Annotated in this window: 14 protein-coding genes; 7 read left to right on the forward strand and 7 right to left on the reverse strand. The window is 69.5% G+C overall.

Going from position 1 to position 13,441, the window contains the following annotated elements; translation table 11 throughout:
- Positions 1-44 precede the first annotated feature (44 nt).
- Positions 45-1,283, reverse strand: a complete 1,239-nt coding sequence (locus ACWEKS_RS16520) for a serine hydrolase domain-containing protein (RefSeq protein ID WP_452340879.1) — start codon at positions 1,281-1,283, stop codon at positions 45-47.
- A 77-nt stretch (positions 1,284-1,360) separates the two neighbouring features.
- On the opposite strand from ACWEKS_RS16520, the gene ACWEKS_RS16525 reads away from it, so the two are divergent.
- Complete coding sequence (locus ACWEKS_RS16525) at positions 1,361-1,939, forward strand: YdeI/OmpD-associated family protein (protein ID WP_452340880.1); 579 nt, start codon at positions 1,361-1,363, stop codon at positions 1,937-1,939.
- A gap of 60 nt (positions 1,940-1,999) precedes the next feature.
- Here the strand turns inward: ACWEKS_RS16525 and ACWEKS_RS16530 are convergent, their stop codons facing one another.
- Together ACWEKS_RS16530 and ACWEKS_RS16535 are read right to left on the reverse strand one after the other, a co-directional pair.
- Positions 2,000-2,836, reverse strand: a complete 837-nt coding sequence (locus ACWEKS_RS16530; RefSeq protein WP_452340881.1) for an LLM class F420-dependent oxidoreductase — start codon at positions 2,834-2,836, stop codon at positions 2,000-2,002.
- A gap of 22 nt (positions 2,837-2,858) precedes the next feature.
- The gene (locus ACWEKS_RS16535; protein WP_452340882.1) at positions 2,859-3,269 is read right to left on the reverse strand and encodes a winged helix-turn-helix transcriptional regulator; all 411 of its coding nucleotides are present in this window, start codon (positions 3,267-3,269) and stop codon (positions 2,859-2,861) included.
- Positions 3,270-3,543: 274 nt separating this feature from the next.
- Here ACWEKS_RS16535 and ACWEKS_RS16540 point away from each other — a divergent pair, with 274 nt between their 5' ends.
- A complete protein-coding gene (locus tag ACWEKS_RS16540; protein WP_452340883.1) occupies positions 3,544-4,455 on the forward strand; it encodes an NADP-dependent oxidoreductase in 912 nt (303 codons plus the stop codon).
- Here the strand turns inward: ACWEKS_RS16540 and ACWEKS_RS16545 are convergent.
- Positions 4,452-5,321 carry an AraC family transcriptional regulator gene (locus ACWEKS_RS16545; protein ID WP_452340884.1) on the reverse strand — a complete coding sequence of 290 codons (870 nt, stop codon included), beginning with the start codon at positions 5,319-5,321 and terminating at the stop codon, positions 4,452-4,454. The genes ACWEKS_RS16540 and ACWEKS_RS16545 overlap by 4 nt on opposite strands.
- Before the next feature lie 149 nt (positions 5,322-5,470).
- On the opposite strand from ACWEKS_RS16545, the gene ACWEKS_RS16550 reads away from it, so the two are divergent.
- Entirely contained in the window at positions 5,471-6,508 is a 1,038-nt protein-coding gene (locus tag ACWEKS_RS16550) for a saccharopine dehydrogenase family protein (protein WP_452340885.1), read from the forward strand.
- Positions 6,509-6,548: 40 nt separating this feature from the next.
- Here the strand turns inward: ACWEKS_RS16550 and ACWEKS_RS16555 are convergent, their stop codons facing one another.
- The 3 genes from ACWEKS_RS16555 to ACWEKS_RS16565 form a co-directional block, all read right to left on the reverse strand.
- The gene (locus tag ACWEKS_RS16555; RefSeq protein ID WP_452340886.1) at positions 6,549-7,220 is read right to left on the reverse strand and encodes a TetR/AcrR family transcriptional regulator; all 672 of its coding nucleotides are present in this window, start codon (positions 7,218-7,220) and stop codon (positions 6,549-6,551) included.
- Positions 7,204-8,349, reverse strand: coding sequence for an acyl-CoA dehydrogenase family protein (locus ACWEKS_RS16560; protein WP_452340887.1), 1,146 nt, complete (start codon positions 8,347-8,349; stop codon positions 7,204-7,206). Before ACWEKS_RS16560 ends, ACWEKS_RS16555 begins: the two co-directional genes overlap by 17 nt.
- A gap of 87 nt (positions 8,350-8,436) precedes the next feature.
- Entirely contained in the window at positions 8,437-9,129 is a 693-nt protein-coding gene (locus tag ACWEKS_RS16565) for a TetR/AcrR family transcriptional regulator (RefSeq protein ID WP_452340888.1), read from the reverse strand.
- A gap of 188 nt (positions 9,130-9,317) precedes the next feature.
- Between ACWEKS_RS16565 and ACWEKS_RS16570 the strand changes: the two genes are divergently transcribed.
- From ACWEKS_RS16570 to ACWEKS_RS16585, 4 genes are all read left to right on the forward strand, one after another.
- On the forward strand, positions 9,318-9,533 hold the full coding sequence (locus tag ACWEKS_RS16570) for a hypothetical protein (protein WP_452340889.1): 216 nt from the start codon (positions 9,318-9,320) through the stop codon (positions 9,531-9,533).
- Positions 9,530-10,792 (forward strand): hypothetical protein, encoded by a 1,263-nt coding sequence (locus ACWEKS_RS16575; RefSeq protein ID WP_452340890.1) that lies wholly within the window; start codon positions 9,530-9,532, stop codon positions 10,790-10,792. The genes ACWEKS_RS16570 and ACWEKS_RS16575 overlap by 4 nt, the downstream gene beginning before the upstream one ends.
- 116 nt (positions 10,793-10,908) lie before the next feature.
- On the forward strand, positions 10,909-12,369 hold the full coding sequence (locus ACWEKS_RS16580; RefSeq protein ID WP_452340891.1) for an SDR family NAD(P)-dependent oxidoreductase: 1,461 nt from the start codon (positions 10,909-10,911) through the stop codon (positions 12,367-12,369).
- 291 nt (positions 12,370-12,660) lie between these two features.
- Positions 12,661-13,437, forward strand: coding sequence for an O-methyltransferase (locus tag ACWEKS_RS16585; RefSeq protein ID WP_452340892.1), 777 nt, complete (start codon positions 12,661-12,663; stop codon positions 13,435-13,437).
- Positions 13,438-13,441 lie beyond the last annotated feature (4 nt).

Below are 13,441 nucleotides of genomic sequence, written 5' to 3' on the forward strand. Positions count from 1 at the left end.
CGCGCCAACGTCAACCTGTCGGGGGTTCGCAATTCGCGGCCTGCTCAGGCGGCGCCGGCGGTGGGCTGCTGGATGTCGAGGGCGGGTTCACGGGCGGCGCGCAGGATGAGGTGGAGCAGGGCCACGACGAGGGTTTGATCGAGGGGGCTCCAGGTCAGGGACATGCGGTTGTGGACGAAGCCGACGGAGATGCCGGAGCGGGGGTCGGTCCAGCCGGTGGAGCCGAAGGCCCCGACGTGGCCGTAGCCGCGGGGTGCCCGCGCGGCGGGGAGGCTGTGATAGCCCAGGTGCCAGAACGGGACCAGCAGACTGTGGTCGAGGCGGTAGGTGCGGATGCGTTCGAGTTCACGGACGGTCGGGGTGGACAGGTAGGGGCGGCCGTCGGCATATCCGTCGCAGGCCAGGGCGCTGTACATTTTCGCCAGCGCCGCCGCGGTGCAGACGGCGTTGCCGGCGGGCAGGGCGGTGTCGAGGATGGCGGGGTCGTCGCCGCGGAAGATGGATTCCAGGCCGGGCACGTAGATCGATGAGAGCGGGGCGCGCAGCAGGCGGGGCAGGCGCGGGACGGCGGCGGCGACCGGGGCCGGGATGCTGCGTTCGGCAAGGGTTTTCAGGGAGCCGACGAGGTGGGCGGGCCGGGTGCGGGACCCGGCGGGCGGGCGGCCGAGGTGGATGCCGTCCACGCCGAGGGGGTCGGCGACCTCGCTGCGATAGAGCTGGGTCATGTCGCGGCCGGTGACGGCGCGGGCCAGCCCGCTCATGAGCCAGCCGATGGTGAGGGCGTGGTAGATCGGCGTGCCCAGCAGGTCATCGGGTTTCGCGGCAGCCAGGCGCGCTTCCATGAGTTCGTGGTCGAGGACCTCGCCGGGGGTGGCGGCGGGCAGCGCCGACAGGCCGGCGCGGTGGCTGAGCAGTTCGGTGACGGTGATGCGGGCCTTGCCGTTGGCGGCGAACTCGGGCCAGTATTCGGCGACGGGCGCGGCGTAGTCGAGCAGGCCGCGGTCGGCCAGCCGCGCCAGCACGGTCGCCGAGACACCCTTGGACGCGGAGTAGACCATGGCGCCGGTGTCGGCGGTCCAGGGCGTGCCGTGGGCGTCGGCGGCGCCGGCCCAGACATCCACGACCGGTTCGCCGTGCTGGTAGACCGCCAGTGCGCCGCCGTTGCCGCGGCGGCCGGCGAAGACGCGGGCGAAAGTCTTGATGGCGGAGTCGAATCGGGGTTCGGCGGTGCCGTGCACCCCGGTGGGCAGTCCGGCAGCGGCGGCGGAGCTGGAGGTCGTCATCGATCCACGGTAGCGGCGCGGCGACCACTCCGACAAGATGTGTCTGGGACAATTTTCCGGCGTGGTGGAGAGTTCGGATGTCGGTGCCGTCTGCCACAGTGACGGTCATGGATCCGGTGACCTTCCCCGACGCCGCCGCCTTCGACACCTGGCTCGAAGCCAATCACGCACGTCCGGAAGGGGTTTGGATCCGCATGGCCAAGAAGGGCTCGGGTATCGCCACGCTCACCGAGGACGAGGCGGTCGATGTCGGACTGTGCTGGGGCTGGATCTCCGGGCAGCGCAAGGCCTTCGACGCCGACTACTACCTGCAGAAGTATGTGCCGCGCCGCCCGCGCAGCCACTGGTCGCAGGTCAATGTCGACAAGGTCGCCGACCTCACCGCCGCCGGGCGCATGCGCGCGCCGGGACTCGCCGAGGTCGAAGCGGCCCGCGCGGACGGGCGGTGGGCCGCGGCCTACCCGTCACAGGCGAACTTCACGGTGCCGCCGGATCTGGCTGCCGCGCTGGCCGATCGGCCCCGCGCCCGGCAGGCCTTCGACGCCCTGGACCGGACCCGCCAGTATGCGATCGTGCTGGAGTTACTGCGGGCGAGAACCGCGAAAACCCGTGCTTACCGCCTCGACAAGGCGCTCGACAGCCTCGAATCACACTGAAACCGGCCGATTCCGGGTGCCCGGGCCATATCGGGCACCCGGAATCGGTTCGTGCCGGGTTCAGTTCAGTCGTTCGGCCAGCAGCGGCGCGAGGGTGCGCAGCACCTCGAGGTAGTCCCCGCCGACGACCTGCGGCGCGACATGGTTCGCACCGGCGTGCACGTGTTCGGCCAGCCGGTCGGCGATCTGGGCGGCGCTGCCGTGCGCGACGACCGCGTCCACGAACCGGTCGCTGCCGGGCTGGGTCAGGTCGGTCTCGTCGAAACCGAAGCGGCGCAGGTTGTTCACGTAGTTGACCAGGCCCAGATAGAACCCGGCCTTCTCGCGACCGACGACCCGGGCTCGCGCGGTGTCCTCGTCGAGGACCACCTTGTGCTCGCTGACCAGCAGCTTGTCGGGGCCCAGGATGCCGCGCAGCTCGGCGGTGTGCTCGGGCACGGTCAGATACGGCAGGGCGCCGGCGCTGCGGTCGCGCGCGAGTTTCGCCACCCGTGGGCCCAGTGCGGCCAGTGCGCGGCCCTGCTGCGGGACGCCGCGGGCGTCGAGGATGTCGAGGTAGTTGACCAGGGCGTCATAGGGTTTGGCGTAGGTGCCGGTGTGCTCGGGGTGACCGACGCCGATGCCGAGCAGGAACCGGCCGGGGAATTTCTCCGCGAGCCGCAGGTAGGTGTCCGCGGCCGCCTCGGCGGTGGAGCCCCACACATTGACGATGCTGGTACCCACGACGATCGATTCGGATCCGGCGAGCAGTTTCTCGTAACCGTCCCAGTCGGCGGGCGGCGATCCGCCCAGCCAGACCGCGCCGTAGCCGAGGTCTTCCAGTTCACGCACCGCTTCGGGGGTGAACTGCGTGTAGAACTGCCATGCACCGAACTTGCCCAGGTAGTCGAATGCCATATCAGCGGCCAACACATCAAGATCACGACGCATTCCCGGCGGCGCTGTCGAATTCGGCGCGTGCGGCGAGCACCTCGTCCATGTGGCCCTCGGCCCACTGGTGCAGCCGGGTCACGATCACCAGCAGGCTCTGCCCGAGCGGGGTCAGCGAATAATCCACGCGCACCGGTACCTGCGCGGTCATGCGCCGCGCCACCAGGCCGTCGCGTTCGAGGGTGCGCAGGGTCTGGGTGAGCATCTTGTTGCTGACCGCGGCCACGATCGCACCGATCTCGCCGTAGCGGCGCGGTCCCGGGCCGAGCGCGGCCAGGATCAGGCAGGTCCACTTGTCACCGATGGTGTCGAGCATCTGATTGGTGGGACAGGCGGCGAGGAAGGCGTTGTACTCGACTTTGGCCTGTTCCCGGCGTTGCGCGGCGGTGGTGGTCGGCATCGTCACTCCCCTGGTGCGGGCCCGGCCACGAGCCCGGATCGACAACTGGCTGTGCAGGTACAGCCGACGCGGTGGCGTGCGCATTCCCGCCCGCCGGGACCGGTTCGGGTCGCGATCCGCACTCTCACCGGTGACCTGGGTACTTTTCGGTGCCTACTGGCCCGGCGCCCGGACGCCGACCTACGGTGAAACCACGCCCCGCACCGCCGGTCATCCGGCGCGGCGGCGTTCCACCGGTGGACCTTCATTCCTTCGCAGTCACAGGAGCATTCCCATGCGTGCTGTTGCTTTCTCCCGTTTCGGCGGTCCGGAGGTCCTCGACCTGATCGACACCCCCGTACCCGTCCCAGGACCGGGTGAGGTGCTGGTGAAAATCGCTGCCGCCCCGGTCAATCCGGTCGATATCGGGGCGCGGGCCGGGGCGTTCGCCGCGCTGCTGCCCGAGCGCGACCATTACGTGCCCGGCGTCGAATTCTCCGGCTGGATCGAGGCAACCGGTCCGGGAGTGGCCGACGCCGAGCCGGGTCGGCCGGTGGTCGGTCTTCTTCCGTGGCTGGCCACCTTCGACGGCGCCTGTACCGAGTACGTGACGATCGCGGCCGAGCTGGTCGCCGCCGCCCCGACCGGCGTCGATCTGACCGCCGCGGCGACCCTGCCGCTCAATGCGATCACCGCGGACCTGGCCGTGGCGGCGGCCCCCGGAGCCCGGGTGCTGGTGACCGGCGCGGCCGGCGGTGTCGGCGGATACGCGGTGCAGTTGGCCGCGGCACGGGGCGCGACGGTGATCGCCGTGGCCGGGCCCGGGGACGAAGACCTGGTGAAGTCACTGGGTGCGAGCGAATTCGCCACGCGCGGTGAGGATCTGGGGCAGAGTGTGGGCGTGGGCAGCGTCGACGCCGTCATCGATGCCGCGCTGGTGGGTGCGTCGCTGCTGCCACTGGTGCGCGACGGCGGCGCCTTCGTGGCGTTGCTGCCGCCGGTGACCCCGCCCGCCGAGCGTGGGATCACAGTGACGACGGTGCAGCAGGCCCCCGACGGCCGCCGCCTGGCCGAGCTGGTGGATCTGGTCGAGGCGGGCACGCTCACGCTGCGGGTCGCGGAGACCTTCCCGCTGGCCGAGGCCGCCGCCGCGCACGCCCGCTTCGAGAAGGGCGGTCTGCGCGGGCGGCTGGTACTGCTCCCCTAGGCGGCTTCGGGTCGGCCCTGGGCGCGGAATTGTCCGGGCGCCACCCCGAATTCGCGTTTGAATGCTTTGGCGAACGCGTATTCGGAGGTGTAGCCGGACTTTTCCGCGACCACCCGCAACAGGGCGTCGGACTCGCGCAGCAGCCGCGCCGCGCAGGTCATGCGCCACCAGGTCAGGTAGGTCAGCGGCCCGGTGCCGAGGGTGGCGGTGAAACGTTGCGCGAACACCGAGCGCGACACCCCGGCGCGGGCCGCGAGGGACTGCACCGTCCACGGCGCGCCCGGCTCGGCGTGAATGGCCTGCAGGGCGGTGTGCACGGCCGGATCGCGCAGTGCCGCAACCCATCCGGCGCCAGCGGGGTGGGCGTCGTGCCAGGCGCGCAGCATGAACAGCAGCAGCACCTCCAGCAGCGGCGCGATGGCCCCGGACCCGCCCTGGGTGTCGAGCTCGTGGCCGAGCAGATCGATGGCGGCACGCAGCGGGCTGTGGTGGCCGACGCGGGCGGGCAGGTGGATCACATCGGGCAGTTCCGCCAGCGCCGGGTGCGGGCGCGAGTCGTCGAGAGAATAGGCGCCGCACAGTAATACGGTCTCCGCGCCGGTGTCGCCCCCGCCACGTCCGGGCTCGGGACTGTCGGTGATGGCGTGGCCGCGGCTGCGTGGCATGAACGCCACGTCGCCGACCTGCAGGTGCACCGGTTCCCCGCCCTCGGGCAGCAGCCAGCACGAACCCTGCAGCACCACATGGAATCCCGCGCTGTTGCCCTGCGCCGGGAAGTGCGTGCGCCAGGGCGCATGCTTGACGGTCCGGTTGGAATGCGGGGTGCCCAGCCGCATCGCGGCGACCGCGTCGCTGAGAATGTCCACCACCCAACCGTACCGGTAACTCCGGCCTATCCGGACGATCGGATATCAGGGCCGGAGTTTCGAGCATGGATCGTCCGGACCGGACTCCATAGCGTGAAGCGCGAGCCGAATCCCGGTTCGTATCCCCTCACTCGATGGAGTTGTCTCCCATGCGTATTGCCGTGCACGGCGCCAGCGGTTTCACCGGTTCCCTCGTCGTGGCCGAGCTCGCCCGCCGCAACCTCACCCCGGTCCTGGTCGGCCGCGACCCGGACCGCCTGCGCCGCATCGCCGACCAGGCCGCGATCCCGGACGCCGAGATCCACGTCGCCCCCCTCGAGGACACCGCTGCCCTCACCGCCGCGTTCGCGAGCACCGACGCCGTGATCAATACCGCCGGACCCTTCACCCTCTGGGGCGAACCGGTCGTGCGGGCCGCCATCGCCGCCCGCCGCCCCTACCTCGACACCACCGGCGAACCCGCCTACCTGCACACGATCCTCACCACCTACGACGAACCCGCGAAACAGGCCGGGATCGCGGTCGTTCCGGCCGTCACCGACGACGGCGTGCCCGGCGACCTCATCGCCGCACTGACCGCCGCCCGCCTCACCGCCCCGATCGGCGAGGTCGTCATCGCCGACCTGCGCCGCCCCGGCGCCGCATCCCGGGGCACCGCACGCTCGATGGCCGCCATCATGGTCGCCGAACAGATCGAATACCGGTCCGGCAGCTGGCAATCGGTGCAGGAACCCTCGTCCACGATGCGCGAGCCCGGCGAGACCGAACCGGTGCCCATGAGCCCCATCGCCCTGCCCGGCGTCTACACGATCCCCCGCCACATCCAGACCCCGCGCGTGCGCGGCGTGATCCGCGCCGAGGTCGGAGACCTGTTCGCGTCCTTGAATTCCGAAGTCGCCGAGACCCTTCCGGAGGTCCCCGACGCGGCCGCGCTCGACGCCGCCCGCTGGTTCATGCTCGCCGAGGCCACCGGCGTGGACGGCCGGCGCGCCCGCGGCTGGGTGACCGGGTTCAACGCCTACGCCTCCACCGCGGTCATCGCCGTGGAGGCCGCGCGCCGGCTGGTCGCCGACGGCGCCCCGGCCGGAACCCTCGCCCCGGCACAGGCCTTCGACGCCGCGAGCTTCCTCGACCACCTCGCCACCACCGGGGTGACCTGGCAGGTCGAGGAGCTCGCCGCCGTCTGAACTCCGTGCCCCACACCGGAATCAGTGCCCCACACGGGAATCAGCGCCCGGCGTCGACCTTCGGGAAGGTGTCGCTGACCAGCGTGAGCAGCGCGTCCGCGAGCAGGTGGTGCACCTGCTCGCGGGTCAGGCTGCCGCGCACGATCCACTCGCGCCCGGCCGCCTTCACCAGCCCGCCGTAACAGCGCACCAGCGCCCGCAGTTCGGCCGAGTGCAGCGACTCGCTCAGCCCCATCATCTGGACCATGCGGTCGGCCGCGGCATAGTCGGCCTCGTCGAGGATGCGCTGCACCTCGGGGTCGTCGCCGACGCCCTCGTGCCCGGTGACCTTGACCCACGTGCTGCCGTGCTCACCGATGGTGTCCAGCAGCCACGAGACGCTGGCGTCCACCCGGTCCCGGGTGGACCCGGCGGGCACGATCATCTTCTCCGGCCGCGGCAGCGTCACCATCCGCCGCACCACCGCGAGATACAGATCCCGCTTGTTGCCGAAGTAGTGATTGATCAGCCCGCGCGCCACCCCGGCCCGCTGGGCCAGCTCGGCGGTGGACACCGCCGCGTAGGGGCGTTCGCCGAACATGTCGATGGCGCAGGACAGGATCTGCGCCCGGCGTTCGTCGGGTTCGAGCCGGCGACGGCGCGACGGCGCATCCCCCGCGTCCTCGGACGCGGGCGGCTCGATAGTGGTGTCGATATCAGAGTGAGCGGGCAATGAGATCCTTCATCACCTCGTTGGCTCCCGCGAGGATCCGCAGGACCCGAGCGCCGGTGTACAGCTGGGAAATCGGGTATTCGGTCATGTATCCATAGCCGCCGAAGAACTGCAGGCAGCGATCCACCACATTACCGAGTTGGTCGGTCAACCAGTATTTCGACATGGCCGCGGTGGGGATGTCCAGCTCACCACGCAGATGCTTGGTGATGCAGTCGTCGAGGAACACCCGCCCGACCTTGGCGATGGTCGCGCACTCCGCCAGCTCGAAACGGGTGTTCTGCATGGCGAACAGCGGCTTGCCGAACGCCTCGCGGCCCTTGGTGTAGTCGACGGTCAGCTCGACCGCCTTCTCCGTCATCGCCACCGCCATGATCGCGGTGACCAGGCGTTCCTGGGCCAGCATCTGCATCATCTGATAGAAACCCTGGCCCTCGGCGGGGCCCAGCAGGTTCGACACCGGCACGCGCAGGCCGTCGAAGAACAGCTCGGCGGTGTCCTGCCCCTTGCCGCCGATCTTGGACAGGATGCGGCCGCGGGTGAAACCCGGAGTGTCGTCGCCCACTTCGGCGAAGATCAGCGACACACCGGCCGCGCCCAGGGCGGGGTCGGTCTTGCAGGCGATGATGATGCCGTCGCACAGCCACCCGTTGGAGATGAAGATCTTCGAGCCGGTGATGACGTACTCGTCGCCCTCACGCACCGCGCGGGTCTTGATGTTCTGCAGGTCCGAGCCGGTCCCCGGTTCGGTCATGCCGATCGAGAGCACCATCTCACCACTGGCCGCCTTCGGCAGCACCCGCTTCTTGAGTTCCTCGGACCCGAACTCGTGCAGGTAGGGCGCGATGATCGAGGAGTGCACCGACATGCCCAGTGAACCGTCACCGCAGTGTGCCTGGGCCTCGATGATCGCCGCCTCGTGGGCGAAAGTGCCACCGCCACCACCGTATTCGGACGGGATGGCCGCGCACAGCAGGCCCAGTTCACCGGCGCGGTTGTAGAGCGCGCGGTCGGGGTGCCCCTGGGCGATGAACTTCTCCTCGTGCGGAATCACCTCCTTCTCGAAGAAGGTGGTCGCCAATCCTCGTACCGCCTCGACCTCGTCGTCGCTCCATGCGGGGCGTGCCATCGTCCGTTCCTCGCTTGCCTGAAAAGGGTGCGCCTGAGCGCCTCGCCCCTCAGCGTGCACGGCTATTGGCGGTGTGTCAACAATGCGTCAACAATCGCCCGACCGGGACTGATTCACCTCGGCCAAGGTCGAGAAGATCGGCGTGTCCGCATCCGCCTCGATCCCCTGCCGCCGCAGGAACCCATCGATGAGCCCCCACACCAGCTCCGTCGCCCGCTCCACGAACTCCGCGGTCTGCTCACCCGACGGTGTATCCGAGTCCGACAACCACAGATCCGTCATCGACACCACCGCCCCCACCAGCGCCCGCGACAGATAATCCAGCCCCGCCGTATCCAGGGGCACCGCCTCGGCCACCGACCGCGCCAGCTTCTCCAGCCGCCGCGCCGCATCCCGGCCCAGATCCAGTTGCAGCACACCGGCTCCCGACTGCTGCACCACCGGCGCCTGCCCCAGATACCGGAACACATTGGGATGCTCCAGAATCCCCCGCGCGTACTCGGTGAAGATGCGCCGCAACGCCGTCCGCGGCGGCTGCAGCAGCAACGTCATATCCGCACCCGCCGCCGCGAACGCCTGCCGCGACATACGCGCCGCGATCTCGGTGAACAGATCCCCCTTGTCGGCGAACTGCCGATACAGCCGCGGCTTGGTGATCTGCGCTTCCCGCGCGATGTCATCCATACTCGGACGCGGACCCGCCCGATCGATCACCCGGATCGCCGCATCCACGATGTCCTCGCGGGTCACCGACCGGGTCCCGGCACTGCTACGAGCCACGGGCGGAGTGTACACGTACCACTGGTACGTGACCCGGGCCCGTCATACCTGCCCAACAATCCACCGGTCATCGCTCAGTCGCGTGATACAGGCCACAACCAAGGCCACCAATCCCGCATTGATTTCACACAGAACGTACTGCCAGTATCGAATTCCGTACCGGCAGTACGCACAACCGAAAGACCCCGATGTCCCACGCAGCACGCCAACTCAGCGACACCCTGCGGGCACCCCTGCCCGACGCCTTCGACCAGCTCACCGACACCGACCTGGCCGAACTCGACCGTCACCTCCGGGCCACCATGGTCCGCCGCCGCGAAACCCTCGACGCCGCCATCGGCTCCTCCCTCGACTTCGTCCCGCGCCTCATGCGCCCAGCCATCAAGAAGGCCCTCGGACTATGAGTGAACACCTCGTCGCCGTCGCCGAGATCACCAAACTCGCACGCCTGCTCGGCATCACCGACCCCACCGAACTCGACTTCCTCGCCGACCTGCCGCCCGCCGCCATCCGCGCATACCGCGAACGCGTCACCGACCGACTCTTCGATCGAGACACCAAGCGCCTCAAAGGAATCGCCACCGCCAGCAAGATCGTCCCCGTCGGCATCAGCGCCAAAATCGCCGAACGCGCCTTCGGACCGCTACTCTGCGCCGCCGTCGCCAGCGCCGTCGAACCCGAGCGCGCCGTCGACATCGCCAAAGCACTGAGCGCCACATTCCTCGCCGAATGCGCCGTCCAACTCGACCCCCGCCGCACCGCCGCCATCATCGCCGCCGTGCCGCCGGCAATGGTCACCGACGTTGCGCGCGAACTGCTTTCACACGGCGACCACATCACCATGGGCCGCTTCGTCCACGTCGTACCCGAACCCGCCCTGCGCGCCGCCGCCCCCGTCATGAGCGACGCCGACCTGCTGCGCATCGGATTCCTCCTCGAGGACAAAACCGCCATCGACAACGTCCTGCACGTCGTCGCCGACCGCGTCCCCGGCGTCATCCGCGCCGCCTGCGAAAACCAGATGTGGGCCGAAGGCATCGACCTGCTCGACTCCATCGCACCCCACAACCGCGCCTGGATCGGCGACATCACCGCCGCCCTCGGCGGCGACGTCCTCGACGCCCTCATCACCGCCGTCGCCGAACTCGACGCCTGGTCCACGCTGCTCCCCCTCACCAGCGCCATGAGCCACGACAGCCTGCGCCTGATCGCCGAACGACCCACCGTCCACACCGACACCGTCCTCGCCGCCATCACCGACGCCGCCCTCGACGGCGGACAATGGGTCAACCTGCTGCCCCTGGCCGCCCACCTGCCCGACCCCCAGCTCGCCTTCATCGCCACCCGCGTCGGCGAACAGAACGACGACCGCCTCGGCGACCTCATCCGCGACGCCCACACCGCCGGCCTCTGGGCCGCCATGGTTCCCCTCGCCCTCGCCCAGGACCACGAGGGCCGCACCCGCGTCCTGACCCTCATCGACGACCTGGACGACATCGCCGAATTCCTCGCCGCCCTCACCCCCGACACCCCGGACGCGGTGTGGCAGGCCCTCATTCAGGTCCGCGACGACATCCCCGCCCGCCTGCAAACCCGGCTCGCCGAACGCGCCCGCGAACTCGGCCGCGACGACCTCGCACCCCTCGGCGCCACAGCCAACTGACCGCACCCCACCGCCACAACGCCCGGCCCCGCAACGGCCGGGCGTTTCCCAAATCCGGCCCTTTGAGAGAATGGCTCGTCCACCACCCCGCGCACGAAGGATCACCGCAGCTTCCGATGGCCGAGCAGACCACCCCGGCACCACAGTCCGACGCACCGGCCATCGACCCCGGCGACCTGGCCATCTGCCTGCGCGTCCTCGAACAGGCCGGACAGCTCGACAAGGAACACCCGCACTCCGTCACCGTGCAGCGGGCCGTCGCGCACATGTTCAAGAAGTTCAAGCGCAACAAGCGCGTCGCCGCCCGCGACGCCATCTCCGAAGCCGACCGCGAAGTCGTGGCCGCCACCGCCACCGGCTCACCCAACCGCATCGACGACGAAACCGCCGGGATCCCGATCAGCTCCACCACCACGGGAGCCAGCGCCGGAACCCTGCTGCGACCGCGCCCCTGCTACATATGCAAACAGCGCTATACCCGCGTGGACGCCTTCTACCACCAGCTCTGCCCCGATTGCGCCACCAAGAGCCACGCCAAACGCGACGCCCGCACCGACCTCACCGGCAAACGCGCCCTCCTCACCGGCGGCCGCGCCAAGATCGGCATGTACATCGCCCTGCGCCTGCTCCGCGACGGCGCCCACACCACCATCACCACCCGCTTCCCCAACGACGCCATCCGCCGCTTCGCCGCCCAGCCCGACAGCGCCGACTGGCTGCACCGGCTCCGCATCGTCGGCATCGACCTCCGCGACCCCGCACAGGTCGTCGCACTCGCCGATGACATTGCCGCACAGGGCCCGCTCGACATTCTCATCAACAACGCCGCTCAGACCGTGCGCCGCACCGCCGGGGCCTACAGCGCCCTGGTCGAAGCCGAGAACGGGCCCCTGCCCGCGGGCGAACTGCCGGACGTGATCAGCTTCGGCAAGACCATGCAGGCACACCCCACCGCACTCACCGCCTCCCTCACACCCGACCTCACCGCGGCCGACATCACCAACCTGGCCCTGGTCGCCGGATCGGCCACGCCGGAACGCATTTCGCAGGGCGTCGCCATCGACGCGGGCGGACTCGTCCCCGACCTCGCCCACACCAACAGCTGGGTCCAGACCGTCGGCGAGGTCGACGCCACCGAACTGCTCGAAGTGCAGCTGTGCAACTCGGTCGCACCGTTCATCCTCATCTCCCGGCTGCGCCCGTCCATGGCCGCGGCGTCGGCCCGGCGCAAGTACGTGGTGAATGTGTCCGCCATGGAAGGTGTTTTCGCCCGCGGCTACAAGGGCGCCGGCCACCCGCACACGAACATGGCCAAGGCCGCACTCAACATGCTGACCCGCACCAGCGCGCGCGAGATGTTCGAGGGCGACAAGATCCTGATGACCGCCGTCGACACCGGCTGGATCACCGACGAGCGGCCGCACTACACCAAGATCCGCCTGGCCGAGGAAGGCTTCCACGCACCCCTCGACCTGGTCGACGGCGCGGCCCGCGTGTACGACCCGATCGTCCGCGGCGAAGCCGGCGACGACCTCTACGGGTGCTTCCTCAAGGACTACGAACCCTCCAACTGGTAACTCGCCTCACCTGGACCTGCCCGGCCCCTCCCCGCTTGGCTGTTTTTGAGGGCGATGGGGCTGGTACAGGACTTTTCTGATGTGAGGTGATCCATGTTTAGATGCGCATATGTCCGTATCGATATGTTCTGTCCACGATTCGACGACGCCATACCGCTTCGGGCTCCCTTTCCAGCCGAAGGAGACTCCCTATCCGTGCTCAGGCCTCTCGTACAGCACCCCGCCCTACCCCGACGTCCCAGCGCAGGACCATAATCGACGCACTCCCCCACTACGAGAACGGACGATCTCATGAGTGGAAAATCCTGGACCACCACGCTGCGGGAGCGACTGCCGTTCCTGCGCTGGTCGGTGATTCGATTCGCTTTGGGCGGGCCGACTTTCATGCGGACCGGGCAGGTGGGCGATGGTCGTGAGGCCGCCGCCCGGGACTACGTACTCACCCATTCCGCCGCGGGCGATCCGGAGGGCGTGCTCGCGGCCTACGACGGCTTCGCCCGCACGCAGAGCATGCTGGTGAACGTCGGGGACGAGAAGGGGCTGATCCTCGACGCCGCCGTGCAGCGGGCCGCGCCGAAACTGGCGCTCGAGCTGGGCGGGTACTGCGGGTACAGCGCGGTCCGGATCGGGCGGGCCCTCTCCCCCGGGGCGCGCCTGGTGTCGGTGGAGCTCAATCCCGACAATGCCGGGATCGCCCGGACCCTGCTGGCACATGCCGGGCTCGCCGATCGGGTGAGCGTGGTGGTGGGCACCATCGGCGACGGCGGGAAGACGGTCGAGCGGCTCGCGAGCGAGTACGGATTCGGTTCCGGTGCACTCGATTTCGTCTTCATCGACCATGACAAGAGCGCCTACCTGCCCGATCTGAAGACCATCCTGGCGGCCGGCTGGCTGCATCCGGGCAGCATCGCGGTCGCCGACAATGTGCGTATCCCGGGCGCCCCGGAGTACCGGCGCTATCTGCACGAGGCCGAGGGCGCGAGCTGGCGGACCATCGAGCACGACACCCATGTCGAATACCAGTCGCTGCTCAAAGATCTTGTCCTGGAATCGGAGTACCTGGGCTGATCAC

The organism is Nocardia sp. NPDC004711, assembly GCF_053601595.1.